Origin of the sequence: Bradyrhizobium sp. LVM 105, from assembly GCF_003957705.1 — a bacterium.
GTDB lineage: Bacteria > Pseudomonadota > Alphaproteobacteria > Rhizobiales > Xanthobacteraceae > Bradyrhizobium > Bradyrhizobium frederickii.
In genome coordinates this window covers 1065316-1089773 of sequence record NZ_QZMV01000001.1, presented here as the reverse complement: position 1 = coordinate 1089773, position 24458 = coordinate 1065316, and the positions used below count along the sequence as shown (strand labels likewise).

The following is a 24458-nucleotide window of genomic DNA, read 5'->3' as shown; positions in this document are numbered from 1 at the left end:
CGTCACATCCCGATCGAGGCGAAGAAGATGGCGAACACGCCGTCCATCACGATGACGAAGAAGATGCCCTTCACCACCGAGGCGGTGGTGTGCTGGCCCAGAGATTCCGCGCTGCCCTGCACGGCAAGCCCTTCGACGCAGGCGACGATGCCGATCACGGCGGCCATGACCGGGGCCTTGACGATGCCGACGATGAAATGATCGATCGAGATGGCGTCGCGCAGGCGCAGCAGGAAGGCCTCGGGCTCGACGCCGCCATAGAGCCAGGCCACGAGCCCGCCGCCATAGAGCGCGGCCATGGCGCCGAGGAAGGCCAGGATCGGCAGCGCCAGCACCAGCGCCATCATGCGCGGCAGCACCAGCACCTCGATCGGATCGAAGCCCATGGTGCGCAGCGCGTCGATCTCCTCGCGCATCTTCATCGAGCCGAGCTCGGCGGTGTAGGCGCTGCCCGAGCGGCCCGCGACCATGATCGCGACCAGCAATACGCCGATCTCGCGCAGCACCAGCACGCCGAGCATGTCGACCACGAAGATGTCGGCGCCGAACCGCCGGAAATGGAAGATGCCCTGCTGGGCGATGATGCAGCCGATCAGGAACGTGATCAGCACGATGATCGGCACCGCGCGCCAGCAGACCTGCTCCATGTGGTGCACGGTCGAGGTCAGGCGGAACGAGCGCGGATGGATGAGAACGCGAAACCATGCCGCGAGCACGGCACCGAGCATGTCGACGAGGCCCGCGACCGTCCCGCCGACGCCGGCCACGGTCCGGCCGATCTGCTCCAGCATGCCGGCGATGGTGATCGGACTGCTGTCGACCACGGCCCCCGCCCTGACCCGCCGAACCTCGTCGACGAGGCTGGAATAATTGGCGGACAGCCCCGCGATCTGCGCCTCGACGGCGCCCTGGGTCAGGCTGCGACGCAGCCGCTCGATCAGCCAGGCCCCGAACGTGTCGAGCTTGGCGACTTCGGAGACGTCGATGAAGATGCTTTGGGGGCTGCCGGCGAGCTTCTCGGCGTCGGCCACTATCCGTTCCAGCACCGGCGCGAAGCTCGCGGTCCAGGTCCCAGTGGCGCAAAGTGCCAGCGCGTTGCCCTTGGCAATCCGTTCCAGCTTCGGATCGCTGTTCAAGATGTCCGCTCCCGTACCGGGGCGGAGAAAATCAGAGAGTTGCGCACGCGCCCTTACCCAGAGAAGGTATCCCCAAGTGGTTAATGTTAGTTGCTAGAGGTAACTAGCAGGTTCAGATTTCGCCAGAGTTCAAAATGACTTCCATGAAATTTGCGTCCCTGGCGGCGCGAATCGAGCGCTTCCCGATCGCGGGCAGTTTTACCATCAGCCGCGGAGCCAAGACCGAGGCCGTGACCGTCATGGTGGAGGTCAGCCGGGACGGGGTGACCGGCCGCGGCGAGTGTGTGCCCTATCCCCGCTATGGCGAGACGCCGGAGGCGACGCTGGCGGCCATTCAGGCCATGCAGGAGGCGTTCGCCGACGGTATCTCGCGGCAGGCCCTCCAGGCCGCCATGGCCCCCGGTGCGGCCCGCAACGCCCTGGATTGCGCCCTGATCGACCTCGAGGCCAAGGCGGCCGGCTTGCGCGCCTGGAACCTGCTCGGGCGCCCGGTGCCGGGCGAGCGCACCACCGCCTACACGATCTCGTTAGGGACCCCCGAGGCCATGGCCGCCGCGACCGCCAAGGCGGCGCACCGGCCGCTGCTCAAGATCAAGCTCGGCGGCGACGGCGTTCCGGAGCGGATCGCGGCGGTGCGCAAGGCCGCGCCCGAATCCGAGCTGATCGTCGATGCCAACGAGGCCTGGACCGAAGCCAATCTGGAAGCCAACCTCGCCGCCTGCGCCGCCGTCGGCGTCACCCTGGTCGAGCAGCCGCTGCCGGCGGGCAGGGACGAGGCGTTGGCGCGGATCAGGCGGCCGCTCGCGGTCTGCGCCGACGAGAGCGTGCATGACCGCTCCTCGCTCGCGCCCTTGCGCGACCGCTACGACGCCGTGAACATCAAGCTCGACAAGACCGGCGGCCTCACCGAGGCGCTCGCGATGGCCGATGCGGCGCAGGCGCTCGGCTTCGAGATCATGATCGGCTGCATGGTCGCGAGCTCGCTGTCGATGGCCCCGGCCATGCTGGTGACGCCGCAGGCGCGCTTCGTCGATCTCGACGGCCCGCTGTTGCTGGCACGCGACCGCGACCACGGGCTGCGGTACGACGACAGCCTGGTCTATCCGCCGGATGCCTCGCTCTGGGGCTGAGCCTTGAGTCGGTGTCGCGCCGACCAGATCAGGAGCGCGCCGCCGGCGGCCATCGCCGCCATGACGTAGTACAGGCCGTCGCCGATGCGGGCGTAGATCGCGCCCGACGCGATCGAGGTCGTGGCGCCCAAGAGGCCGTTGCAGGCGGCGTAATAGCCCTGCCCTCGCGCGATCTGATGCGGCGGCACGCGCTGCACCAGGAGATTCATCGTGCCGACGATGGTCATGCCGAAGGTGAAGCCGTGGCCAAGCTGGACGATCGCGAGCAGCGCCAGCGGCGGCTCGTTCGCGGTGACGATCCAGCGCACCACGGCGCTTAAGCCGCCGATCGCGATCATGGTGGACGGGTGCAGCGAGAAGCGCGGCGACAGCGCGAACACGACGATCTCCGCGATCACGCCCAGCGTCCACAGCCCCGCGATGGTCAGCCCACTGATCCCATGGAGCTGCCAGTTGATGGCCGAGAACGTGTAATAGGCGACGTGGCTGCCCTGAATCAGCGCGGCCGAGACGATGATCGCCCAGAAGCCGGCGTCGCGCAGCAGCGCCTTGCCGGCATGCCTCTCCGTCGTCTTGCGCCTGAGATCGTCGAGCGGCTGAAGCAGCAGGCTGGCTGCGACCGCAACGACGGCCCACGCGACGATGATCCAGATCAGGTCGCGCGCGGCGATGCTGTCGATGAGATAGCCGCAGGCGAGCGAGCCGGCGGCGAACGCCGCCGAACCCCACAGCCGCAAGGGTCCGTAATCGAGGCCGTAACGGGCGACGCCGCGCAGCGCATAGGCATCGGTCAGCGGCATCGTCGGCGTCCACATCATGCAGGTCAGCGCGTAGACCAGGAACAATGCCAGCGGCTGCTGCTGTAATCCGACCGCCGTAAAGCCGATCGCGGTCGCCAGCACCGACACCATCATGGCCGCGCGGATCGCCTGCCGCTTCTCGGCAAAGGCGGTCACTTGCGGCAACGTGGTGAAGCGGGTGATCGCCGGCAGCGCGTTGATCAGCCCGATCCAGGCCGCGTCGATGCCGATCGCCTTCAGCCATACCGGAAAGAACGGCAGATGCGTGCCCGAGACCGCGAACACGGCCGAATAGAACAGGGCGAGGCTGACGGCGAATCGCCGCCTCCTCGATGCCGCGATGGGGATTTGTGATTCGGACTGCATCAAACCAATTGCGATTCGGTCGATATCGTGGTGATCGTTACAGTAACGCGTAGTGATTTGCGCGACGAGATCGTCATGGCCAACGAAGCATTCGCCCTCTCGCCCATGTCTGCCCGCGCGGCCGAGCCGAACGAGCAGGATTACGACGCGATCCGCGAAGCCTTCATGGAGACGGCGCGCGGCCGCTGGTTCCTTGGCGAATACGCCAAGCGCAACCGCAATGCCGACACGCGCATGGTGCTCGACGCGGTCGCGAAGATCGAGGAAACCCTTGCAGCGCAGCGGCAACCCGTCGTCGAGGACCGCCTGCCCGAGGCACTGGTCGAGATCCGCCGCGCGATCCGCGAGGCCGAGACCATTGCGCTTGCCGCGTTCGACCCCGCCGCGATCGAGGCGAGCCTCGCGCCGATTCCGCGCGGGGTGCGCATCATCAAGGAGATCTCCTGGCGCTGGCGCGAGATCGGCGCCGACGGGCGCATCTGCGACCTCATTGATTCGCAGCTCGCCTCGATCGAGGCCGCCTGCGGTCAGGCCCAGGCCATTGATCCCCGTGTCGAGCTCCGGATCGCGTTCGATCTGCTGAAGGACCGGGTCGAGCAGACCGAGGGTGGCGCAACGAAGCAGGCGGCGGCTCCGGCGCAGGAGGCGCCGTCATCCGTGGCCGAAGCGCCTGTCGAGACCGCGCCGGAGGCGATGGCCGGCAAAGCACCCGTGGCGTTTACGGAGCCGCCGCAGGACGCCGCAGCCGAGCCGGAAGCGGCCATGGCAACGGCCGGCGTTGCCGAAGCGTTTGCCGCGGCGGAGCCGACACTCGAGGCCGCCGCGCCGGAGAGGCCGGCCGAAAGCCAGATGGCCGTCGAAAGCCGGATCGCCGTCCAAGACGTCGCGCTCGACCAAGTCGCGCCTGAGACTATCGCGCCCGAGGATGCAGCGCGTGAAGACGTTTCGCTTGAAGCCCCGGCCGCTGACGCCGCGGACGCATTCGCGCTCGACGCCGCCGCGCAGGCCGAGGACGATGCCGTGCTCGAGGCCATCGCGCTGGAGATGGCCGCGCCCGATCCGGAGTTCGACGAGATCATCGCAGCCTCCGAGATGGAGGCGACCGTTCCGGAGCCGAGGCTCGCGGAGACCGCAGCGCCCGTCGCCGCCGAGCTGCCGGAGCCGATCACGCCTGAGCCGGTCGTCGCTCCCGTGGTCGAAGAGCCCGCCGACGCGCCGATCGCGATGGACTCGCTTGCACGCCTCACCGATGCCATCGCTGAGGCCGCCGCCGAGGTGATGGAGCAGCAGGCCCCGGCGATGGCGGCCAGTGCCACCTTCGCCGCGGCTCCGGCCACGACGCTGCCGACGCCCTCGCCCGTGCCGGAGCCCTCGCTCGGCGCCACCATCCTCGCCAGCGGCATCCTGCAAAAGCCCCGCGCCCCCGCCAACGACCCCCTCGCCCCGATCCGCCGCATGACCCAGGCCGAGAAGATCGCGTTCTTCTCGTAAGCGGAACGCCGCTCACTTTCGTGTCCCGGACAAGCGAAGCGCAGATCCGGGACCCAGAGCCACATTCTCGGTGGTCACATGGGCCCCGGCTCAGCAGCGCACCGCTGAACCGGACGATGCTGTGCATCGCCGGGGAAGCGCTGCGCTCGCAATGACGTGCTGAGGCAGCGAGCGTCGCTCTGTCGCCGTCATCCTGAGGCGCGAGGCGTACGATGCGCAGCATCGTGCGGCGAGCCTCGAAGGATAGACGGCCCCGATGCAGCCGGGCCGTCCCCCTTCGAGGCTTGCGGAGCGGCGCGATGCGCCGCTGCGCGCGCACCTCGGGGTGACGGTGATGGAACGGAGAAACGCATCAGTGTATGTAAGCCCATCAGACGCTGGTCCTCACACCATGCCCTCCACCGAAGACACCCTCATCCTCAGGCGCCCCGTCGGTCCCAAAGAGCTCCAGCTGATCGAGCAGTCTGGCATGCGCGCGTTTCCGCCGCGTCTGCCTGACCAGCCGATCTTCTATCCGGTGCTGACCGAGGATTACGCCATCAAGATCGCGCGTGACTGGAACGTGCCGGCGAGCGGCGCGGGCTTCGTGACGCGCTTTGCGATCGCGCGCAACTTCATCGAGAAATACGACGTGCAGGAAGCCGGCGGACGATCTCACCTGGAGTACTGGATTCCGGCCGAAGACCTCGATGCGTTCAACGCCGCGATCGTCGGCTTGATCGAGGTGGTCCGGCGTTTTCCCTAACCGTCTCGAACGATCACCCGCAATTCCACACCGCCCCGATCGGCGTGCGGGTCCAGCACGGGCCAAAGCTGCCGCCGTTGTAGCGGCCGCCGTTGAAGCCCGGGCGGCCGAAATAGTGCCACTCGCCGTCCCAGCGGTAATATTGCGGAACTGGATCGATGTACCAGTGGCGCCGGTCAGCGCGCGACATTCGGCGCATCGCGTCCTTCTGCTTGTAGAGCGGAATGCTGTTGCTGAGCGGCTGCCGATAGCCCGGCAGGAAGCCGTAGCCATGCCAGGCCTGCTTGGGACGCTTTTGAGTTGACGCAGCGGACGCGACGGCTGGCAGCAGCGACAGGACGATGGCAACAATTAGACACACGATGCGCGACATGAATCGACAATAGTCGGTCGGTTGCGCGGAGGCCATTCAAATTCGGGTGCAGGTTCTGCGCAACCTCGCGCGGAATGATTCCGCCTAACCGATCACGCCCTTCCTGATCAGGAAGCAGCCGTAGCCCCTGCTGTCGCCGACCTGCACGACGCCGAACCCAGCCGCCGCCGCGCGGTAGAAATCCGCCCGCGAGAGCTTGCCGGGACTGACCGGATCGCCGCTGGCGCGTTCGATCTCGGCCAGCACCGCGCGCTGCACGTCGGGCACGCGATCGGGATCGTCGACCGGCATCATCACGCGCACCGGATCGGGATCGAAATCGTCGAGCGGATAGACCGACATGATGGCACGGACGGCCGTCTCCATCGTCATGCCGGGCAGCTGGATCAGGCGCTGCGACGATGTGCTGCGGGCGATATGCGTGGCCGGGTGGTTGGCGTCGACGACCACGAGATCGTCGCCGTGGCCCATGGAAGCCAGCAGCCAGAGCAGGTCGGGCGTCAGGATCGGATCGATCGATTTCAGCATGGGGTGGCAGTTCCTCTCAGCGATCGCTAACCATAGCAGGTTCCAAGCGTGATTCAGATCACGTCCGTCGCCATGGTGACAGGGATCACGGACCGCACGCTCGAACGCGGCCAGGCTTGCTCGCAACCAATCTCGTATCGAGATGAGTGCCAAAGGAGCACGCCATGTTCCGCCTAAAGCCTTTGCTGATGACAGCCGGCCTCGTGGGAAGCCTGTTCGGCTTCACCTGCGGGCCCGTTTCCGCGCAAGTCGCCCCGGTCCAGCCTGCCCCCACCACGCTGCAAGGCCCGGAGCAGCGGGTGGCGCTGGTGATCGGCAATGCGAACTACCAGAACGCGCCGCAACTCGCGAACCCTGACGATGATGCCCAGTCGATGGCGCAGTTCCTGAACTCCGCCGGCTTCGAGGTGGTTGCCGCCACCGACCTGACGCAGAACGACATGCTGCGCGTGGTGCAGGACTTTTCCGCCAAGGTCGCCTCGCGCGGCCCGAACACGGTGGCGATGGTCTATTACGCCGGCCACGGCGTGCAGCTCGCCGGCGAGAACTATCTCGTTCCGGTCGACGCCAAGGTCTCGAGCCCGACCGAGCTCGTCAACAATTCGGTGCGCCTCGTCGACGTGATGTCGACGCTGGAGACGATCCCGAGCCGCATGCGCATCGTGATCCTCGATGCCTGCCGCAACAACCCGTTCCCTGAGGTCAACGATGCCGGCCGCGGCCTTGCCATCGTCGATGCGCCGAACGGCTCGATCGTCGGCTACTCGACCGCGCCGGGCGCCGAGGCGCTCGACGGCACCGGCGGCCACAGCCCGTACACGCGAGCCTTCCTCGACGTCGCGCGCGAACCCAACGTGCCGATCGAGCAGCTGTTCAAGCGCATCCGCCTGCAGGTGAACCAGACCACCAGCGGCGCGCAGATCCCGTGGGAGAGCTCCTCGCTGACGAGCGACTTCACCTTCTTCGGCGACACCGCAATTGCCGCCAACCGCGCGCCGGTCAGGGCGCCCGTGGTGCAGATGGCCTCCAACCTGCCGAGCCGTTCGACGCGCCAGGCCTATGACTACGTCGTGTCCGAGGGCCGGCCGGAATATTATCAGGAGTTCATCCGGATGTATCCGCACGACCCGCTGTGCGACCACGTCCGCTGGCTGCTCAACAACATCCTGCTCTCGCAGGCCTGGCACAAGGCCGTGCTCGCGAACTCGCCGCTCGGCTACAAGACCTTCTATGACAGCTACGGCAACAGCCCCTATGCACAGGTCGCGCTGAAGCTGCAGGCGCAGCCGAAGCAGATCCCCCTGATGCAGGCGACCAAGTTCCTGGCGCCGCAGAACATTGCTCCGACCTTGAAGATCGGCAATCTCGGCCAGCCGAAATACATGCCGCTGATGCAGCAGGGTAATGGCGGCGGTCAGATCAATGGCAACCTGCCGGTCGTGCAGAAGCCGGTCGACGGCAATGGCATCGGCAAGCCCGGCAATGGCGGCCAGATCGTCAACCTGCCCTCGGGCAACAACAACCAGCCGAACCCGCAGAACGGCACGCAGTCGCAGTCCCCGGGCAAGATCGTCACCCTGCCCGCGCCGACCACCACCACCACCAACAAGGGCGGCATCGGCAAGATCGTGACGCTGCCTGCGACCAACACCAAGCCGGACGGCGGCAACGCCAATGGTAAGCCGGGCAAGATCGTGAGCATGCCGGTGAACGTCGGCAAGGGCGGCTCGACGGTCGACGCAAAGCCGGTTGTTCAGACCCAGAACCATCCGATCCGCGTCAACAACGGCAACACCGGCATCGTGAAGCTCAACAACAACCCGGTGAACAAGGTGCAGGTGCAGAACAACGTGCAGACCAACCGTCCGCAGCTCAACACGATGCCGAGCCGCATGGTCAACAGCAACAACAACTTCCGGCAGTCGATGAACCAGGCACCGAGCACGAACAATGGCGGCAATCGCCGTAGTGGCTTCATGCACTGATCGCGCGAACGAAGAAGGTGCGCTCCCTCCCCCGCTTGCAAGCGGAAGAGATTGCACTGAGCAAGCCGTGAATTCGAACCACGAAATCGATAAGACAAGGGGCAGAGCGGTGACGCTCTGCCCCTTCTTCATCTCGGCCCTTGAACGTCGTCGTTCCGGGAGGCGCTTTCGCTCGCAATGACGAGGAGAGGTCTCTTAGGGTGGGCAAAGCGAAGCGTGCCCACGTCGCCTCTCTTTGGAATCACTGAAAGGTGGTGGGCACCGCGCTTTGCGCCTTCGCCCACCCTACGGCACTGGATTGCTTCGCCGAAAGGCGCGCGCCCCGGAATGACGGCTAGGCCACCAGCTCGGCGAACAGATCCGCATCGACGTTGCCGCCGGAGAGCACGATGACGACGTTCTTCCCGGCGACGTCGAGACGTCCCGCCAGCAGCGCGGCGAGACCGACTGCGCCGCCGGGCTCGACCACCAGCTTGAGCTCGCGATAGGCGAAGGCGACGGCGGCGCCGACTTCCCAGTCCGACGCCGTGACGCCGCGCGCCAAGAGCTTGCTGTTGATCGCAAAGGTCATCTCGCCGGGGATCAGGGCCATCAGCGCATCGCAGATGGTGCGGCCGGCCGGCGGATGCGGCTCGCGATGGCCCGCGCTCAGCGAAATGCCATGATCGTCGAACGCCTCGGGCTCGGCCACCACGATCTCGGCGAGCGGATAGCGTGCCTTCACCGCGGTCGCGACGCCCGCGATCAGGCCGCCGCCCGACGCCGGTGCCACCACGATGTCGGGGGACAGACCGAGCGTTGCCATGTCCTCCGCGATCTCGCGGCCGGCGGTGCCCTGCCCTGCGATCACGAACGGATCGTCGTAAGGCCTGACCAGCGTCGCGCCGCGCTTCTCGGCGATGCCGCGCGAGATCGCCTCGCGGTCGTCCTTGTCGCGATCATAGAGCACGACCTCGGCGCCGTAGGATTTGGTGCGCTCGCGCTTGGACAGCGGCGCATCCGCAGGCATCACGATGGTTGCCTGCATGTCGAGGATCTTTGCCGCCGCCGCCACGCCCTGGGCGTGATTGCCGGAGGAGAACGCGACCACGCCGCCGGCGCGCTTGTCCTGCGGGATCGAGAATACCTTGTTGAAGGCGCCACGGAACTTGAAGGAGCCGGTGCGCTGAAGCATCTCTGGCTTCAGGAAGACTTTCGCGCCAACCCGCTCGTTGAGCACCGGAAAGGACAACAGCGGGGTGCGGATGGCGTAGGGCGCGATCACGCGCGCTGCGGCATCGATGTCGGCGGGGCCGATCGGGAGAAGCTGTTCGGTCATATCAGACCTTATCGCGGCCATCGAGCCGCGGGCAAGACACCTCCGCGCGAGGAATCTTCCCTTTAGGCGACGAAGCGCGGCTGTTCCGTGCCGTCCCCGCCCGGCAGCACAGCCCCCACCGCCTGGATATTGTCGACAAAAGCCCTCGCCGAGGCTTCCCAGGTGTAGTTGCCGGCGAATTCGACACAGTCCTGCCGGGAGATGTCGAGCGCCGCGAAGCAGGCGCTGCGCAGATCGTGATCGAGGGCGCCGACCGGGGCATTGCCGATCACGTCGCGGGGGCCCTTCACCGGAAAGGCCGCGACCGGCAGCCCGCTCGCCAGCGCCTCCAGCAGAACCAGGCCGAACGTGTCGGTCTTGCTCGGGAATACGAACACATCGGCCGCCGCATAGATTTCCGCCAGCGCCTCACCCTGCTTCTCGCCGAGGAAGATCGCATCGGGATAGGCCTCTTCGAGCGCGGCGCGCGCCGGGCCGTCGCCCACGATCACCTTCGTGCCCGGCAGATCGAGGTCGAGGAAGGCTTGGAGATTCTTCTCCACCGCGACGCGGCCGACCGACAGGAACACCGGTGCCGGCAGGCAGAGGTCGATGGCCCGCGGATGGAACACATTTGTATCGACGCCGCGCGGCCACAGCATGACATTGTCGAAACCGCGCTCGGTCAGCTCACCGGCGAGCGCAGGTGTTGCTGCCATTACGGCACGGCTGGGGGCATGGAAGCGGCGCAGCGCCCGCCAGATCAGCGAGCCCGGCACCGGCACGCGGGCGCGGACATATTCGGGAAAGCGGGTGTGGAAGCTGGTCGTGAACGGCAGCCGGCGCTGGCGGCAATAGCGGCGGACCATCAGGCCGATCGGCCCTTCGGTCGCGATGTGGATGCTGTCCGGGCGCGCCTCCTCGATCAGCCTGGCAATCCGCGCCGGGCGCGGCATCGCCAGCCGCACGTCGCGATAGCTCGGCATCGCGAAGGTGCGGAACGATTGCGGCGTCAGGAACGTGAACGCAACGCCAGAACCTTCGACGTCAAGCCCCTCGGCCGCCTCAGCGAGCTTGGTCAGCGTCCGAACCACACCGTTGACTTGCGGGTGCCAGGCGTCGGTCGCGACCAGGATGCGCATCGGGCGGCCTCTGTTATGCAGCTCTGGCTGCAACCTGCGGGACGGCCGCCGACTTCTGCAAATGATCCGCCCAGGTGATGATCTCGAAATGACCGTCGTCATGCTCGACGAGCGCGGTGCAGCTCTCGACCCAGTCGCCGCAATTCATGTAGCGAATGTCGCCCTCGTCGCGGATCACGGCGTAGTGGATGTGGCCGCAGATCACGCCGTCGGCGTCGTAGCGCCGCGCCTCGGCGGCAAGCGCCTGCTCGAACGCGCCGATATAATTGACCGCGTTCTTGACCTTCTGCTTGGCCCATTGCGACAGCGACCAATAGGGCACCTTGAACAAGCGGCGGAAGAAGTTGACCAAGCGATTCATCTGGATCGCGAAGTCGTAGGCCTTGTCGCCGAGATGGGCGAGCCAGCGCGCGTTCTGCACCACGAGATCGAAGATGTCGCCGTGGATGACGAGATAGCGCTTGCCGTCGGCGCCGGTGTGGACGGTGTTCTCGACCACGTCGATGCCGCCGAAATGCGTGCCGTAATAGTTGCGCAGGAACTCGTCGTGATTGCCGGGGATGTAGATGACCTTGGCACCCTTGCGCGCCTTGCGCAAAAGCTTCTGGACGAGGTCGTTGTGGGATTGCGGCCAATGCCAGCTCGATTTGAGCGCCCAGCCGTCGACGATGTCGCCGACGAGATAGATCGTGTCGGCATCATGGTAGCGCAGGAAGTCCAGCAGAAGATCGGCTTGAGAACCGCGGGCTCCGAGATGAACGTCGGAGATGAACAACGTGCGAAAGCGCCGCTCGGGGCTCTCGTCACTCACATCGTAACTTCCCATGCGTCAGCCTGTAACAATGTCCCGTGACAGGGGGATGACCGATCGAACCTTTGAGGCACCTTCAGATACGAATCACGCCTAGCCTCGCCCTCCCTGCGAATATCAGTCGCATGCGACAATCAGGCGACACGGCGCCGCAGAAGGTGATCGTCATGCCCGGGCTTGTCCCGGGCATCCACGTTCTTCGTGCTGCGTGGCAAGGCGTGGATGGCCGGGACAGGCCCGGCCATGACGATGTGGGGCTAGCGTGCCCCCAAAGTGCGCCGCGGCGGCGCTCCCGCGCGCGGCGGCCTCAGTAGAACCTGTGAAAATGATGGATCGGGCCGTGGCCGTGTCCGACGCTGAAGCGGTCGGCGGCGGCGATCGCCGCGCTGATCCAGGTCTTGGCGTTGCGCACGGCGCTTGCCAGATCCTCGCCCTTGGCGAGCCCGGCCGCGACCGCCGAGGATAGCGAGCAGCCGGTGCCATGGGTGTTGCGGGTCGCCACCCGCGGCGCGGTGAGCGCGAGCGTGTTGTCGGCATCGACGAGATAGTCGATGCTCTCGGCACCCGTGCCGTGCCCGCCCTTGATCAGGACGGCATGGCAGCCGAGCGCCAGCAGGCGCCGCCCCTGGCCTTCGATCTCCGCCTCGCTCGCCGCGACCGGCTCGTCGAGCAGAGCGGCGGCCTCCGGCAGATTGGGCGTGATCACCGACGCCAGCGGTATCAGTCTTGTGCGTAGCGCATTGACGGCCTCGGCGGCGAGCAGCCGATCCCCTGACGTCGCCACCATCACGGGATCGAGCACGACGTGCCCCGGCGACCAGCGCGACAGTGCGGCTGCGATCGCGTCGATGCTGGCGACCTGGGCCACCATGCCGATCTTCACCGCGCCGATGTCGAGATCAGAGAACACCGCATCGATCTGCTCGGTGACAAACGCCGCCGGCACGGCGTGGATGCCGGTGACGCCCCGCGTGTTCTGCGCGGTCAAGGCCGTGATGACGGACGCGCCGTAGACGCCGAGCGCCGCAAACGTCTTCAGGTCGGCCTGGATGCCGGCGCCGCCGCTCGAATCGGAGCCGGCGATGGTGAGTGCGACCGGGGTCGTCATCGCCGGACACATTTGCTGGGAATGGACACCGCCATGGCCTGTCCTAGCGCGACCGTAGAACACCGGCAAGGCCTCGGATCGGCAGCTGGCGGCTCGCAAGTCCGCTTGCTAAATCGTGCCGGGTTTGGCCTATTAGCCGGAAGAATACGCTTTCGGAGTGCCCGCAATGGTTCCTTTTTTCGTCCAGATCAAATGCAAGCTCGGCCAGTCCTACACGGTGGCCAATGCGCTTGCCGAGGCCGAGATCGCCTCCGAGATCTACTCCACGGCCGGCCAATACGACCTGCTGGTGAAATTCTACGTCGACAAGGACACCGACATCGGCCATTTCGTCAACGAGAAGGTGCAGGTGCTGCCGGGCATCCAGGACACCCTCACCATCATCACGTTCAAGGCGTTTGGCGGCAGCTAGCCAGCTTCCTTGTCGGCTTCCTTGCGCTTGGGCCGCGGCGGACCGTCCACCGGCGGTAGCGATTTGAGGTACTCCGCCATCGCCGCAATATCCTCGTCGGGCAATTGCGAGGTGTTCTTGATCACGCGCGTCATTGCGCCGCCGACGCTGTCGCCATCGGGTAATTCGCCGTTCTTGAGGAAATAGGCGATATCCTTCACGCTCCACTCGCCGAGGCGCTTCTGGGTGATGTTGGGCACCCAGCCCTCGCCTTCGGGATTGGGCCCGCCGGCAAAGCGCTGGCTCGAGATGATGCCGCCCAGCGCGTTGCGCGGGCTGTGGCATTCGGCGCAATGGCCAAAGCTGTTGACCAGATAGGCGCCGCGGTTGAATTGCGGTGACTTGCTGCTGTCGGCGACGAAGGGCTTGTCGTCCAGAAACAGGAACTTCCAGATGCCGACATTGCGCCGGATGTCGAAAGGAAAATGCATGTCGTGGTCGCGCACCTTGCCGGTCACGGGCGGCAGCGTCTTCAAGTAGGCAAAGAGATCGAGCACGTCCTCGCGCCTGGCGTGCCGATAGGACGTATAGGGAAAGGCGGGAAAATAATGCTGCCCGCCCGGCGACACCCCGTACATCACCGCGTTGACGAAGTCGGCGTCCGTCCATTTGCCGATGCCGTCGTTCGGATCCGGGGAGATGTTCGGCGCGTAGAACGTTCCGAACGGCGACTTGATCGCGACGCCGCCACCGAGCCTGAGACGATCGGGCTGATTGGGAACGGCATGGCAGGAGGCGCAGCCGCCAGCGTTGAACATCACCTCGCCATTGGCGAGGTTGGCCACATGGGCCGGCGCGTTGCCTGCAGCCACTTTCGGCGCGCTGAGCCACCAATAGGTGCCCGCGGCGACGAGCGCCGCGAGCAGCCCGATGAGAATTGTTCGTTGCAACATGCAGATCCATTCAATCGCCGCGGCGAACTTATGCCCGATGTCGTCGCGGCTCCAGCCACGAAGAATTTAGCCCGCCCCGGCCGGACACGGGAATAAACTGAAACGCCGGCTGTTGGAAGTTTGCCAGCCCGAACGGGTTCAGCAGGGAGAATGTCATGAACAAGACCGTCATTGCCGCCCTGGCGCTTGGTGCCGTGACCTTTGCAGGCCCGGCCAGCGCCGAAAAGCTCAAAGCAACCCTCGACGGCAAGTCCGAGGTGCCGGCAATCACCACCAGCGCCACCGGAACCGCCGATCTGGACTACGATGCCGCCAGCAAGAAACTGTCCTGGACCGTCACCTATTCCGGCCTCTCCGGGCCCGCCACCGCGGCGCATTTCCACGGGCCTGCGGAGGCCGGCAAGAACGCAGGCGTCGCTGTCGCCATCCCGAATGCGGCCTCGAGCCCGGTCAAGGGCGAAGCGACCCTGACCGACGCGCAGGCCGCCGATCTGCTCGGCGGCAAGTACTACATCAACATCCACACCGCGGCCAATCCGGGCGGCGAGATCCGCGGTCAGGTGACGAAGTAAGCCGCAACGCTGCTTCGTGGCGCGAAGGCCGGGCGCAGGAGGGAGCGCCCGGCCTTTTCGATTTTGAGCGCGCTCAAGCCGCGTTCAGCGCCTGCGCGAGGTCGGCGATCAGGTCGGACGGGTTCTCGATGCCGATCGACAGCCGGATCGTGGAATCCAGCACGCCGATCTTCTGGCGGATGTCGGCGGGAACACCGGAATGCGTCATGGTTGCGGGCAAGCTTGCAAGCGACTCGGTGCCGCCGAGACTCACCGCCAGCTTGAGGATCTGCAGCGCGTTGAGAAACTTGACCGCCGCATCCTTGCCGCCGACGATATCGAACGAGAAGGTCGATCCCGCCCCGTGGCACTGCCGCGCGAACACGCGGCCCGCCGGCGAAGCCTCCTCGTGATGACCGAGATAGTGGACCTTGGCCACCTTGGGGTGATCGCGCAGATAGTCCGCCACGAGGCGCGCGTTGCTGTTGGCCTTCTCCATGCGCAGGCTCAGCGTCTCGAGCGAGCGGTTGATCATCCAGCAGGAATGCGGATCGAGCTGGGTGCCGATGGCGCCGCGCAGCGCCTTGATGCCTTTCATGATCGCCTTCGAGCCGAGCGCAGCACCCGCGATCAGGTCGGAATGACCGCCGACATATTTTGTCAACGAATACAGCGACAGGTCCGCGCCGTGCTCGATCGGTCGCTGAAACACCGGGCCGAGCAGCGTGTTGTCGCAGGCAATCACCGGTGTGTGCCCCTGCGCCTTGCCGATGGACTCGGCGACACGCCGGATCATGGCGACATCGACCAGGCCGTTGGTCGGGTTGGCCGGGGTTTCGATCAGGATCATCGAAACGCGGCCCTTGGCCATGGCCTCTTCCGAGGCCTGCTTGACGGCCGCTTCGTCGATCCCGTCGGCGAACCCGACGGCGCCGATCGACAGGCGCGCCAGCGTGTTGGTCAGCAGCGTTTCGGTCCCGCCGTAGAGCGGCTGCGAGTGCAGAATCACGTCGCCGGGGCGGACGAACGCCAGGATCGTGGTGGCGATCGCCGCCATGCCGGATGAGAACAGCGCGCAGCTCTCGGTGCGCTCGTAGATCGAGAGCCTGTCCTCGACGATCTCGCTGTTGGGATGATTGAAGCGCGAATAGACCAGGCCCGCGCCCATGCCTTCCGGCGGCTCGCGCCGGCCGGCGACGTAATCGAAGAAGTCCTGCCCGTCATCGGCCGTCTTGAACACGAAGGTGGAGGTCAGGAAAACCGGCGGCTTGATGGCGCCTTCCGACAGCTGCGGGTCATAGCCATAGGTCAGCATCAGCGTTTCGGGATGCAGCATGTGGTTGCCGATATGCGTCTTCGACGGAAACGGTTTGACCATGGCCTGTCTCGCTTTTCATTGGGATCCTCGCCGCGCGCTGGAATTCCTCACGTCATGAGGCAATCCGGAATGAGATGCGTCGACTCGCATCAACGCCGCGGCCGCTGGTGCGAACATAATCGCTCGGACGGCGATCCGTCAGACCTTATAAACGGAAAAAGGGCGGCTGCTTTCGCAACCGCCCTTTCCGTAGCCCGGATGAGCAAAGCGACATCCGGGATAGTTTCATCAACTCGCACAGGCTTCCCGGATATCGCTTCGCTCATCCGGGCTACGAAAGTATCCGCCTCAGCTGTTCTTGACGCGGTAGGTTTCGTGGCAGCCGCCGCATTCCTTGCCGATGGCAGGCATCGTCGCCTTGAGCGAATCCAGGTCCTTGATCTTGCCCTTGGCCTCGCCAACGACCTTGGCGAAGCTTGCGATCTTCGCGTCGAAACCGGCCTTGTCCTCCCAGACCTTCGGCGAGGCCGAGTAGTCCCCGTCGAGCTTCACGCCTTTGGCGCTGGCCGGAAACAGGTTCGGCAGCTTCTTGGCGGTATCCTCGAACTGCGCCAGCGCGCTGTCCACGGTAGCCTGGTCGTAGGGCTTCTCGCCCTTCACCATTGCCGACATCGCGCCGGCATTCTTGCCGTTGCCCTTCATGAGGGTCTGAGCTTCCTTGATGGAATCCTGTTGCGCCCAGACGGCACCCATCCCGAGCAGCAGCGCGCCCCCGACAATCAACACTCGCTTCATTCGCAAAATCCCTTTCCCTGATGCAGGATCGTGCCGACCCCTGAATGGCCAACACCGATTGGCTGATTTCATTCCATCCGGAGGGCGACGATAAATCGTCGCACTCCGGATCATTGGGCTGAGCCCGTAAAACGCGTTCCGCGTTTGCTTGGACTTACAGGCTGTGGCGGCGGTGATGCTCGTTGATGGCGATCCACACCCGCTCCGGCGTTGCCGGCATGTCGATGTGGTCGATCTTGTATTCGCGCCAGAGCGCATCGACGATGGCGTTGACGACGGCCGGACAGGAGCCGATCGCGCCGGCCTCGCCCGCCCCCTTCACGCCCATCGGATTGGTCTTGCAAGGGACGTTGTGGGTCTCGAACACGAAGGCCGGCCCGTCCGCCGCCCGCGGCAGCGCGTAGTCCATGTAGGTCGCGGTGATGAGCTGGCCGTCGGTGGCGCCATAGACCACCTGCTCCATCAGCGCCTGGCCGATGCCCTGCATCGCGCCGCCATGCACCTGTCCCGCCAGCAGCAGCGGATTGAGCGTCTTGCCGAAATCGTCGACGATCACGTAGTTGACGATCTTGATGATGCCGGTGGCCGGATCGATCTCGACTTCCGCGACATGGGTGCCGTTGGGATAGGTGCCGTCGGCGCTGGCGAAGGTCGCGCTGCCGTTCAGCTTCGACGGATCGACGCCGGGCCGCTTGGCAAGGTCGGCGAACGAGATCGAACGGTCGGTGCCGGCGATCCGCACCACACCTTCCGAAATCTCGAGGTCGCCGGCGCCGGCCTCCAGTGCCTGCGCCGCGATCTCCTTGAGCTTCTGCCCGAGCTCGCGCGTGGCGCGCTCGACGCTAACGCCGCCCGAGGGGATCGAGGCCGAGCCGCCGGTGCCGAGGCCGGTGGCGATCTCGTCGGTGTCGCCCTGGCGGACGTGGACCCGCTCCGGCGCCACGCCGAACTGCTCCGCGACGATCTGGGCATAGGCGGTCTGGTGGCCCTGCCCGCTCGACTGCGTGCCGATCAGCACGGTGACGTCGCCGTTGGGTTCGAGGCGGACATTGGCCGTCTCCTCACCCATCACGCCGCAGATCTCGACATAGCTCGCCAGCCCAATGCCGCGGATCAGCCCGTTCTTCTTGGCCGCCTTGGCGCGCTTTCCAAATTCCTTCCACTCGGCGATCTCCATCGCGCGCTTGAGATGCGCGGCGAAGTCGCCGGAATCGTAGACCTTGCCGGTGGCCGTCTTGTAGGGCAGCGCCTTCGGCGGAATGAAGTTCTTGCGGCGGATGGCGTCCGGCGTCATGTCGAGCTTGCGCGCGCAGGCGTCAACGAGGCGCTCGATGACATAGGCGGCCTCGGGCCGGCCCGCACCGCGATAGGCGTCGACCGGCACGCTGTGGGTGAAGATGGTGCGCACCCGGCAATGAAAGGCCTGGATATCGTAGAGCCCCGGCAGCATGCCGGCGCCGCCATGCGGGATGTAGGGGCCGAAGGTCGACAGATACGCGCCCATGTCGCCCATCAGGTCGCAGTCCATGGCGAGGAACTTGCCGTCTTCCGCCAGCGCCATCTTGGCGGTGGTGACGTTGTCGCGGCCCTGCGCGTCGCCCATGAAATGCTCGGTGCGGTCGGCCGCCCATTTCACCGTCTTCTTGAGCTTCTTAGCCGCAACCGCCATCAAGGCGTATTCGCGATACGGGAACAATTTTGTGCCGAAGCCGCCGCCGACGTCGGGACAGATCACCCGCATCTTGTCGGTTGGGATATTGAGCACGTTCTGGCACAGGATATCGCGCAGACGATGGCTGCCCTGGCTGCCAATCGTCAGCGTCAGATGATCGCGCTTGGAATCATATTCGCAGACCGCCGCGCGCGTCTCCATGAAGCTCGCAACCACGCGCGGATTGACGATCGAGATCTCGGCCACCGCATGCGCCTTGGCGAAGGCGGCTTCGGTCGCGGCCTTGTCGCCGATCGAGACGTCGAACAGCACGTTGCCGGCCTTGTCCGGCCAGACCTGCGGCGCGCCCTTCTTCACGGCATTGACGACGCCGGTCACCGCCGGCAGCGGGCTCCATTTGACCTCGATCGCCTCGATCGCGTCGCGGGCCTGGTCGATGGTCTCGGCGACCACGAAGGCGATGGCATCGCCGACATGGCGCACCTCGTCCTTGGCCAGGATCGGGTAAGGCGGTCCGGTGAACGGATCGGTCTCGAGATTGAACAGGCACGGCAGATTGCCGAGATCCTTGACGTCGTCGGCCGTGAGGATCAGCGCGACGCCGGGGAGCGTGCGGGCACGGCTCGCATCGATGGTGTATTTGGCATGCGCATGCGGCGAGCGCAGCATCAGGCAGCGCAGCGCGGCCTGCGGCGCATAATCGTCGGTATAGCGGCCCTTGCCGCGGATGAGCGCGTCATCCTCCTTGCGCAGCACGCTTTGGCCAACGCCGAACTTGATGGGAGCCGCCATGTTGTCTTCCCGTTCTCATGGTTGTTTTGCGGGCATATTGCCGTGGAAAAACTGGCAAGGCAAACGGGTTTAGGCAGCCGTGTCCCCAATTGAGGCCGATGATTCGAAGCCACTCTCGGCGGTTCTGGCGCGACCCGGCCGCGTAGCCGTGCCAGAAGCGCATCGGGGCTGAATTTCCTGACCAAAAGGTGCTTGTCATGTGGCATCACCTACGCGGACGGCGGCGGCAGCGGAGATCGGCAGGGATTGGTGGGCCTGTCACATTCCACCACGGCCCCACTGAGCCCTCGCATTGTCTCTCAATCTGTCGATGGCGCGTTCAGGCGCGAGGCTGTCGGCCTCGCCGCGCGTCAAGCCGATATCCATCAGCTCCCTGTCGCTGAGGTCGTGCAAGCTGTTGCGCGGGCGCCAGCGCCGCTCCTGAAAGGCAAACCAATAGCGCCCGAGCAGGCTCGGGATGATTGAAAGGTCGAGGCGAAGTCTCGCGGCATCGCGCTCCGTCGCGGCTGTGATGTTCGTCAGTTGGGGTGGCATCGGATGCTCCTGCTGTTGAGCCGGCAGGGAGCGTGGCCAAAGAAAAGAAAAGGCCCCGTCCGATGCCGGCGGGGCCTGGTGGAAAAGATGTCGTCGAATTCCTAGCGCACGACTCCTCCCACAGCCCAGCCGAAGCGGGTCATGTGATTGCGGTTGACGGTGCGCGACGATTTGATCATGCGTTGCTCATAGCACGCCGACCGCACAAAATCAAGAGATGTGCGCGGCCTTCCTGCATCCTGGAGGCGAGCAGCCCCGGTCGCCTAGCCGCGCACCAGCGAGACCAACCACCTGCGGCCGAACAGAACCAAAATCGCAATCGCATAGACGATGGTGCCGCCGACGGCGAGCAGGACCAGCATCAGCTCATCTCGGAAGTGCATCGAGCCGAGCCAAGCGCCACCGAAATGCGCGATCAGCCAGAAGGCGGCGGCGAGGATCAGTCCGATCACGAGGAATTTGCCGAGCGACATCAGCCAGGCACGGTCCGGCACCAGAAAGCCTCGCCGTACCGCGAAGAACAGTACCAGCAACAGATTGGTCCAGACACCAACGGCGGTCGCCAGTGCGAGGCCGATCTGGGCCAGCGGTCCCATCAGGGCAACCTTCAGGGCGACATTGACAGCAATGCCGGTCAGGGATGCGCGTACCGGCGTCGCGGTGTCCTTGCGCGCATAGAAGGTCGCGACCGCGCTGCGGATCAGCACGAAGGGGATCAGGCCGATGGCGTAGGCCGCGAGTGTGGCGCCGGCGGCGGCGGCGTCCGCTTTCGAGAACGCGCCGCGGGCGAACAGCGCCCGCATGATCTCGTCGGGCACGGTAAGGAACGCCGCCACGAACGGGATCGAGAACAGCAGCGTGAAATCGAAGGCGCGGCGCTGCGCCTTCATCGCGCCGTCATGGTCGTTGGCGGTGATCCGCCGCGACATCTCCGGCAGCAGCACCGTGCCGATGGCGATCCCGATGACGCCGATCGGCAGCTGGTTGAGGCGGTCGGCATAATAGAGCGCCGAGAGCGCGCCGGCAGGCAGGAAGGTTGCGATGATGGTATCGGCGAACAGCGCGACCTGCGTGCCCATCGAGCCCAGCGTCGCAGGTCCGAGCGCCTTGAAGAAACCGCGGACGTCCTCGTCGAGCTTCAGCGGTGCAAAACGCGGCAAGCCGCCATGGCGGGCGAGATCGCCGGCGAGCAGGAAATATTGCAGGAAGCCCGAAATGAGCACGCCCCAGGCGGCGGCGTGGCCGGCGGTCGGAAACCAGGCGGCGAGCGCCAGCGTCATCATCATCGCAACGTTGAGGAAGATCGACGCCGCCGCGGCGCTGGCGAAACGCTGCATCACGTTGAGCATGCCGCCATAGAGCGTCACCAGCGTGATCAACAGCAGATAGGGAAAGGTGATTCGGGTCAGCTCGATCGCGAGCTTGCGCTGCTCGGCGTCCTCACCGAAGCCCGGTGCGAGGATGCTCATGGCCTGCGGCATGAACAGCCAGGCGACGATCAGCAGCAGAACCTGTGAAGCCAATAACAGCGTGAAGATGCGGTCGGCGAACAAATGTGCCGCCGCCTGCCCCTTCTCGCCATGGACATGCGCGTAGGCAGGCACCCAGGCGGCGTTGAAGGCGCCCTCGGCGAAGATGGCGCGGAAATGATTGGGCAACCGCAGCGCCACGAAGAAGGCGTCGGCCACGGGACCGGCGCCGAGGATCGCCGCCAGCATGATGTCGCGGGCAAACCCCGTCAGCCGCGAGAGCAGCGTGTAACCGCCAACCGTGAAGATGCGTCCGAGCATGCGTCTGTTTTAGAGCATGGTAGGATTAGGTCTAGGTGCTAGCGGCGATGGAGCTGCGCCCCCTCGCCCATTTGCGGGCAGGGCTATCGGATTTGATAGCCTTCCCCTGCGGCCATCCTTCGAGACGCCCGCCTTCGGCGGGCCCTCAGGATGAGGGCTGAGTGCGCGGCGGCAGTTTCAGCGGGCACCGATGCCACTTAGCCTCATCCTGAGGAGACCGCGAAGCGGTCGTCTCGAAGGACGAGGCGCGCGCTCAGGCCCTGCCAGGACCTCAAATGCGATAGCCCTGCGCTTGCGGGAGGCTGAGGAGAAGGGTCTCAACAACGAAGCCCTCAGAGGGCATAGCCCTCACCCGCACCTTCGGCGCGACCTCTCCCGCAAGCGGGAGAGGTGAAGAAGCCGCGAAGGATTCAGCCCGCGAGCGCGCCGCGGACGGCGGCGATGATTCGTTCCTGGTCGGCTTCGGTCAGATAGGCATGCATCGGCAGGCTGATGACGTCCTGCGACAGGCTCTCGCAAGCCGGCAGTCCGCCCTCGGCGACCGGGTATTGCTTGTAGGCGGTCTGCTGATGCATCGACTTGCCGTAATAGATCGCGGTCGGCACGCACTGGGCCTTGAGCGCGGCAGCGAAACCGTCGCGGTCGGTCCCCTTCGGCAGGCGAATGGTGTATTGCGCCCAGACCGAGGTATTGCCCGGCGCCAGGCGCGGCACGGTGACGACGTTGCTGAGCCCCCGCGCGTAGCGTTCGGCGACCCTGTTGCGGGCGGCGATCTCGTCGTCGAAGATCTTCAGCTTCTCGATCAGGACCGCGGCCTGCATGGTGTCGAGCCGGCCGGTCAGGCCGAGCCGGACATTGTCGTATTTGTCGACGCCCTGCCCGTGCACGCGGATGCTGCGCAGCGTCGCCGCGAGCTCGTCGTCATCGGTGAAGATGGCGCCGCCGTCGCCGAAGCAGCCGAGCGGCTTTGCCGGGAAGAAGCTGGTCGCCGTGGCGAGCCCGAAGGTGCCAAGCTTGCGGCCCTTGTAGCTCGCGCCGAACCCTTGTGCGGCGTCATCGAGCACGAACAGGCCTTCGGCTTTCGCGATCTCGGCGATGGCGTCGTGATCGGCGGGCTGGCCGAACAGGTCGACCGGAATCACCGCAACCGGCTTGAGGCCGGCCTTGCGCGCGGTCGCGATGCCGCGCTTCAGCGAGTCCGGGCTCATGTTGAAGGTGGCCTCGTCGACGTCGACATAGACCGGCGTCGCGCCGGTCCGCGCCACCGGCGAGGCTGTCGCGATGAAGGTGAAGGACGGACACAGCACGGCATCGCCAGGCCCGACATTCTTCGCCATCATCACCATCAGGATCGCGTCGGTGCCGCTGGCGCACCCGACGACATGCTTGGCGCCGGAATAGGCCGCAAGCTGCTTCTCGAGCTCGAACACTTCCGGACCGTTGACGAACTGGCAGTGATCGAGCACGCGCTTGACGGCGGCATCGAGCGAGGCGCCGAGCCGACGGCGCTGCGAGGCGACGTCAATGAAGGGAATGGGTTCGGAACGCAGATGCTGGTTCATGGCCTGGTTCTTGGCGCCTTGCTGGTCTTGAGCGGTCGACATGGAAAGGGATCAGCCGACGACGCGGCGCGGCCCCTTGAGGGCGGGCGATTTGGCCGCGGGCCGTGACGGCGTCTCCAGGCACTGGGTGGCGATCTCGAGGCTGGCGACGCCTTCGTCGCCGGTGACCGCCGGCGTCTCGCCGTTGCGCACGGCCTTGAGGAACGCGATCAGCTCGGCGCGCAGCGGCTCGTCATGTCCGACCGGCAGATGCCGCATCGAGTAGCTGCCGTCGGGCTTGAAGCCGAAGCACTCGGTAACCTGGCGCGTCAAGAGATCGCCCATCACGTATTTGCCGCGGGTTGCGACCGTGACGCTGCGCGCCTTGAACGGCGTCAGCCAGTTGGTGTTGATGTGGGCGAGCACGCCGTTGGCGGTGCGGAACTGGAGCAGCGCGATGTCCTCGCGCTCGGCGACCGCGCTCGACAGCTGCGGCTGCACCTCGACGATGTCGGATTCGGTGAACCAGCGGATCAGATCGATGTCGTGCACGGCGAGGTCGATGACGACGCCGACATTGGACATGCGCGGCGGGAACGGGCCGACGCGGGTGATCGCGATGGAGAGAATGTCCTCGCCCGCGATCGCCTGCTTGACGGCGGCGACCGCCGGATTGAAGCGCTCGACATGGCCGACCATCAGCGTCACGCCGGCCTTGTGCGCGGCGGCGACGATCTCGCGGCCCTCTGCGACCGTGGACGCGATCGGCTTCTCGACCAACACGTGGATGTTCCTGGCGATGCAGGCGAGCGCGACCTCGTGATGCAGATGCGTCGGCGCCGCGATGGTGACCGCGTCGACGCCGGCGGCGATGAGCTGGTCGAGCGTCTCGAAGCTCGGGCAATTGGCAAGTTCCGTCGCGCGGGCGCGATGCGCGTGCGAAGGATCGACGACGCCGACGAGGCTGACGCCGGGCAGGCCGCTCAGCACACGCGCATGATTGCTGCCCATCACGCCGGCACCAATGACGCCGACGCGCAAGCCGGCCTTTGCCGGTGCAGATCCTTTGGAACTCATCTGAGCAAACCCCGATTCAACGCAAATCCCCGGCGCGCTTCTAGCACGGACGCCACATTTGTGGCGAATGCCGCCTTCGCGGCCCGGACACGATTTGATTCAAAAAGTTACACGTTCCCCGGGCCTTAAGCG

General features: G+C 65.7%; 22 protein-coding genes. 6 read left to right on the top strand and 16 right to left on the bottom strand.

Annotation, left to right across the window (positions count from 1 at the left end; translation table 11 throughout):
- Positions 1-2: 2 nt before the first annotated feature.
- A complete protein-coding gene (locus D6B98_RS05140) occupies positions 3-1136 on the bottom strand; it encodes an MlaE family ABC transporter permease (RefSeq protein WP_126255805.1) in 1134 nt (377 codons plus the stop codon).
- A gap of 134 nt (positions 1137-1270) precedes the next feature.
- Between D6B98_RS05140 and dgcA the strand changes: the two genes are divergently transcribed.
- Positions 1271-2266, top strand: coding sequence for an N-acetyl-D-Glu racemase DgcA (dgcA, locus tag D6B98_RS05135; protein WP_126255804.1), 996 nt, complete (start codon positions 1271-1273; stop codon positions 2264-2266).
- On the opposite strand, the gene D6B98_RS05130 is transcribed toward dgcA, so the two are convergent.
- The gene (locus D6B98_RS05130; protein ID WP_126255803.1) at positions 2236-3432 is read right to left on the bottom strand and encodes an MFS transporter; all 1197 of its coding nucleotides are present in this window, start codon (positions 3430-3432) and stop codon (positions 2236-2238) included. The genes dgcA and D6B98_RS05130 overlap by 31 nt on opposite strands.
- Before the next feature lie 75 nt (positions 3433-3507).
- Between D6B98_RS05130 and D6B98_RS05125 the strand changes: the two genes are divergently transcribed.
- Both D6B98_RS05125 and D6B98_RS05120 read left to right on the top strand, forming a co-directional pair.
- Complete coding sequence (locus D6B98_RS05125) at positions 3508-4923, top strand: hypothetical protein (protein ID WP_164718391.1); 1416 nt, start codon at positions 3508-3510, stop codon at positions 4921-4923.
- 391 nt (positions 4924-5314) lie between these two features.
- Positions 5315-5668, top strand: a complete 354-nt coding sequence (locus D6B98_RS05120) for an ADP-ribosylation/crystallin J1 (RefSeq protein WP_126255907.1) — start codon at positions 5315-5317, stop codon at positions 5666-5668.
- Between the two features lie 13 nt (positions 5669-5681).
- On the opposite strand, the gene D6B98_RS05115 is transcribed toward D6B98_RS05120, so the two are convergent.
- Together D6B98_RS05115 and D6B98_RS05110 are read right to left on the bottom strand one after the other, a co-directional pair.
- Positions 5682-6041, bottom strand: coding sequence for a hypothetical protein (locus D6B98_RS05115; RefSeq protein ID WP_164718416.1), 360 nt, complete (start codon positions 6039-6041; stop codon positions 5682-5684).
- Positions 6042-6125: 84 nt separating this feature from the next.
- Complete coding sequence (locus D6B98_RS05110) at positions 6126-6569, bottom strand: RbsD/FucU family protein (protein WP_126255800.1); 444 nt, start codon at positions 6567-6569, stop codon at positions 6126-6128.
- 164 nt (positions 6570-6733) lie between these two features.
- On the opposite strand from D6B98_RS05110, the gene D6B98_RS05105 reads away from it, so the two are divergent.
- Positions 6734-8554, top strand: coding sequence for a caspase family protein (locus D6B98_RS05105; protein ID WP_164718390.1), 1821 nt, complete (start codon positions 6734-6736; stop codon positions 8552-8554).
- Positions 8555-8888: 334 nt separating this feature from the next.
- Here the strand turns inward: D6B98_RS05105 and D6B98_RS05100 are convergent, their stop codons facing one another.
- The 4 genes from D6B98_RS05100 to thiD form a co-directional block, all read right to left on the bottom strand.
- Complete coding sequence (locus D6B98_RS05100; protein ID WP_164718389.1) at positions 8889-9872, bottom strand: threonine/serine dehydratase family protein; 984 nt, start codon at positions 9870-9872, stop codon at positions 8889-8891.
- A gap of 62 nt (positions 9873-9934) precedes the next feature.
- Positions 9935-10993 (bottom strand): glycosyltransferase family 4 protein, encoded by a 1059-nt coding sequence (locus tag D6B98_RS05095; protein WP_126255797.1) that lies wholly within the window; start codon positions 10991-10993, stop codon positions 9935-9937.
- Between the two features lie 13 nt (positions 10994-11006).
- The gene (locus tag D6B98_RS05090; RefSeq protein WP_126255796.1) at positions 11007-11819 is read right to left on the bottom strand and encodes a UDP-2,3-diacylglucosamine diphosphatase; all 813 of its coding nucleotides are present in this window, start codon (positions 11817-11819) and stop codon (positions 11007-11009) included.
- 292 nt (positions 11820-12111) lie between these two features.
- A complete protein-coding gene (gene thiD, locus D6B98_RS05080) occupies positions 12112-12912 on the bottom strand; it encodes a bifunctional hydroxymethylpyrimidine kinase/phosphomethylpyrimidine kinase (protein ID WP_126255794.1) in 801 nt (266 codons plus the stop codon).
- Between the two features lie 166 nt (positions 12913-13078).
- Between thiD and D6B98_RS05075 the strand changes: the two genes are divergently transcribed.
- Positions 13079-13324 (top strand): Lrp/AsnC ligand binding domain-containing protein, encoded by a 246-nt coding sequence (locus D6B98_RS05075; RefSeq protein WP_126255793.1) that lies wholly within the window; start codon positions 13079-13081, stop codon positions 13322-13324.
- Here D6B98_RS05075 and D6B98_RS05070 read toward each other — a convergent pair.
- A complete protein-coding gene (locus D6B98_RS05070) occupies positions 13321-14256 on the bottom strand; it encodes a c-type cytochrome (protein WP_126255792.1) in 936 nt (311 codons plus the stop codon). The genes D6B98_RS05075 and D6B98_RS05070 overlap by 4 nt on opposite strands.
- Before the next feature lie 155 nt (positions 14257-14411).
- On the opposite strand from D6B98_RS05070, the gene D6B98_RS05065 reads away from it, so the two are divergent.
- Entirely contained in the window at positions 14412-14828 is a 417-nt protein-coding gene (locus D6B98_RS05065) for a CHRD domain-containing protein (RefSeq protein ID WP_126255791.1), read from the top strand.
- Between the two features lie 73 nt (positions 14829-14901).
- Here the strand turns inward: D6B98_RS05065 and D6B98_RS05060 are convergent, their stop codons facing one another.
- From D6B98_RS05060 to D6B98_RS05030, 7 genes are all read right to left on the bottom strand, one after another.
- On the bottom strand, positions 14902-16185 hold the full coding sequence (locus D6B98_RS05060; protein WP_126255790.1) for a cystathionine gamma-synthase family protein: 1284 nt from the start codon (positions 16183-16185) through the stop codon (positions 14902-14904).
- A gap of 288 nt (positions 16186-16473) precedes the next feature.
- Positions 16474-16920 carry a c-type cytochrome gene (locus tag D6B98_RS05055; protein WP_126255789.1) on the bottom strand — a complete coding sequence of 149 codons (447 nt, stop codon included), beginning with the start codon at positions 16918-16920 and terminating at the stop codon, positions 16474-16476.
- A gap of 154 nt (positions 16921-17074) precedes the next feature.
- Positions 17075-19384, bottom strand: a complete 2310-nt coding sequence (locus tag D6B98_RS05050) for a xanthine dehydrogenase family protein molybdopterin-binding subunit (RefSeq protein WP_126255788.1) — start codon at positions 19382-19384, stop codon at positions 17075-17077.
- A gap of 258 nt (positions 19385-19642) precedes the next feature.
- Positions 19643-19918: a YjiS-like domain-containing protein gene (locus D6B98_RS05045; RefSeq protein WP_126255787.1), complete on the bottom strand. Its 276-nt coding sequence runs from the start codon at positions 19916-19918 to the stop codon at positions 19643-19645.
- A 263-nt stretch (positions 19919-20181) separates the two neighbouring features.
- Positions 20182-21708 (bottom strand): murein biosynthesis integral membrane protein MurJ, encoded by a 1527-nt coding sequence (murJ, locus tag D6B98_RS05040; protein WP_126255786.1) that lies wholly within the window; start codon positions 21706-21708, stop codon positions 20182-20184.
- Positions 21709-22118: 410 nt separating this feature from the next.
- The gene (locus D6B98_RS05035) at positions 22119-23270 is read right to left on the bottom strand and encodes a DegT/DnrJ/EryC1/StrS family aminotransferase (RefSeq protein WP_164718415.1); all 1152 of its coding nucleotides are present in this window, start codon (positions 23268-23270) and stop codon (positions 22119-22121) included.
- A 51-nt stretch (positions 23271-23321) separates the two neighbouring features.
- Positions 23322-24326: a Gfo/Idh/MocA family protein gene (locus D6B98_RS05030; RefSeq protein WP_126255784.1), complete on the bottom strand. Its 1005-nt coding sequence runs from the start codon at positions 24324-24326 to the stop codon at positions 23322-23324.
- Positions 24327-24458: the final 132 nt, after the last annotated feature.

Bases quoted from the DNA above. Each gene is read 5' to 3' on its own strand.
- dgcA (WP_126255804.1), top strand. From the start codon at position 1,271: ATGACTTCCATGAAATTTGCGTCCCTGGCGGCGCGAATCGAGCGCTTC.
- D6B98_RS05130 (WP_126255803.1), bottom strand. From the start codon at position 3,432: ATGCAGTCCGAATCACAAATCCCCATCGCGGCATCGAGGAGGCGGCGA.
- D6B98_RS05125 (WP_164718391.1), top strand. From the start codon at position 3,508: ATGGCCAACGAAGCATTCGCCCTCTCGCCCATGTCTGCCCGCGCGGCC.
- D6B98_RS05120 (WP_126255907.1), top strand. From the start codon at position 5,315: ATGCCCTCCACCGAAGACACCCTCATCCTCAGGCGCCCCGTCGGTCCC.
- D6B98_RS05115 (WP_164718416.1), bottom strand. From the start codon at position 6,041: ATGTCGCGCATCGTGTGTCTAATTGTTGCCATCGTCCTGTCGCTGCTG.
- D6B98_RS05110 (WP_126255800.1), bottom strand. From the start codon at position 6,569: ATGCTGAAATCGATCGATCCGATCCTGACGCCCGACCTGCTCTGGCTG.
- D6B98_RS05105 (WP_164718390.1), top strand. From the start codon at position 6,734: ATGTTCCGCCTAAAGCCTTTGCTGATGACAGCCGGCCTCGTGGGAAGC.
- D6B98_RS05100 (WP_164718389.1), bottom strand. From the start codon at position 9,872: ATGACCGAACAGCTTCTCCCGATCGGCCCCGCCGACATCGATGCCGCA.
- D6B98_RS05095 (WP_126255797.1), bottom strand. From the start codon at position 10,993: ATGCGCATCCTGGTCGCGACCGACGCCTGGCACCCGCAAGTCAACGGT.
- D6B98_RS05090 (WP_126255796.1), bottom strand. From the start codon at position 11,819: ATGGGAAGTTACGATGTGAGTGACGAGAGCCCCGAGCGGCGCTTTCGC.
- thiD (WP_126255794.1), bottom strand. From the start codon at position 12,912: ATGACGACCCCGGTCGCACTCACCATCGCCGGCTCCGATTCGAGCGGC.
- D6B98_RS05075 (WP_126255793.1), top strand. From the start codon at position 13,079: ATGGTTCCTTTTTTCGTCCAGATCAAATGCAAGCTCGGCCAGTCCTAC.
- D6B98_RS05070 (WP_126255792.1), bottom strand. From the start codon at position 14,256: ATGTTGCAACGAACAATTCTCATCGGGCTGCTCGCGGCGCTCGTCGCC.
- D6B98_RS05065 (WP_126255791.1), top strand. From the start codon at position 14,412: ATGAACAAGACCGTCATTGCCGCCCTGGCGCTTGGTGCCGTGACCTTT.
- D6B98_RS05060 (WP_126255790.1), bottom strand. From the start codon at position 16,185: ATGGTCAAACCGTTTCCGTCGAAGACGCATATCGGCAACCACATGCTG.
- D6B98_RS05055 (WP_126255789.1), bottom strand. From the start codon at position 16,920: ATGAAGCGAGTGTTGATTGTCGGGGGCGCGCTGCTGCTCGGGATGGGT.
- D6B98_RS05050 (WP_126255788.1), bottom strand. From the start codon at position 19,384: ATGGCGGCTCCCATCAAGTTCGGCGTTGGCCAAAGCGTGCTGCGCAAG.
- D6B98_RS05045 (WP_126255787.1), bottom strand. From the start codon at position 19,918: ATGCCACCCCAACTGACGAACATCACAGCCGCGACGGAGCGCGATGCC.
- murJ (WP_126255786.1), bottom strand. From the start codon at position 21,708: ATGCTCGGACGCATCTTCACGGTTGGCGGTTACACGCTGCTCTCGCGG.
- D6B98_RS05035 (WP_164718415.1), bottom strand. From the start codon at position 23,270: ATGAACCAGCATCTGCGTTCCGAACCCATTCCCTTCATTGACGTCGCC.
- D6B98_RS05030 (WP_126255784.1), bottom strand. From the start codon at position 24,326: ATGAGTTCCAAAGGATCTGCACCGGCAAAGGCCGGCTTGCGCGTCGGC.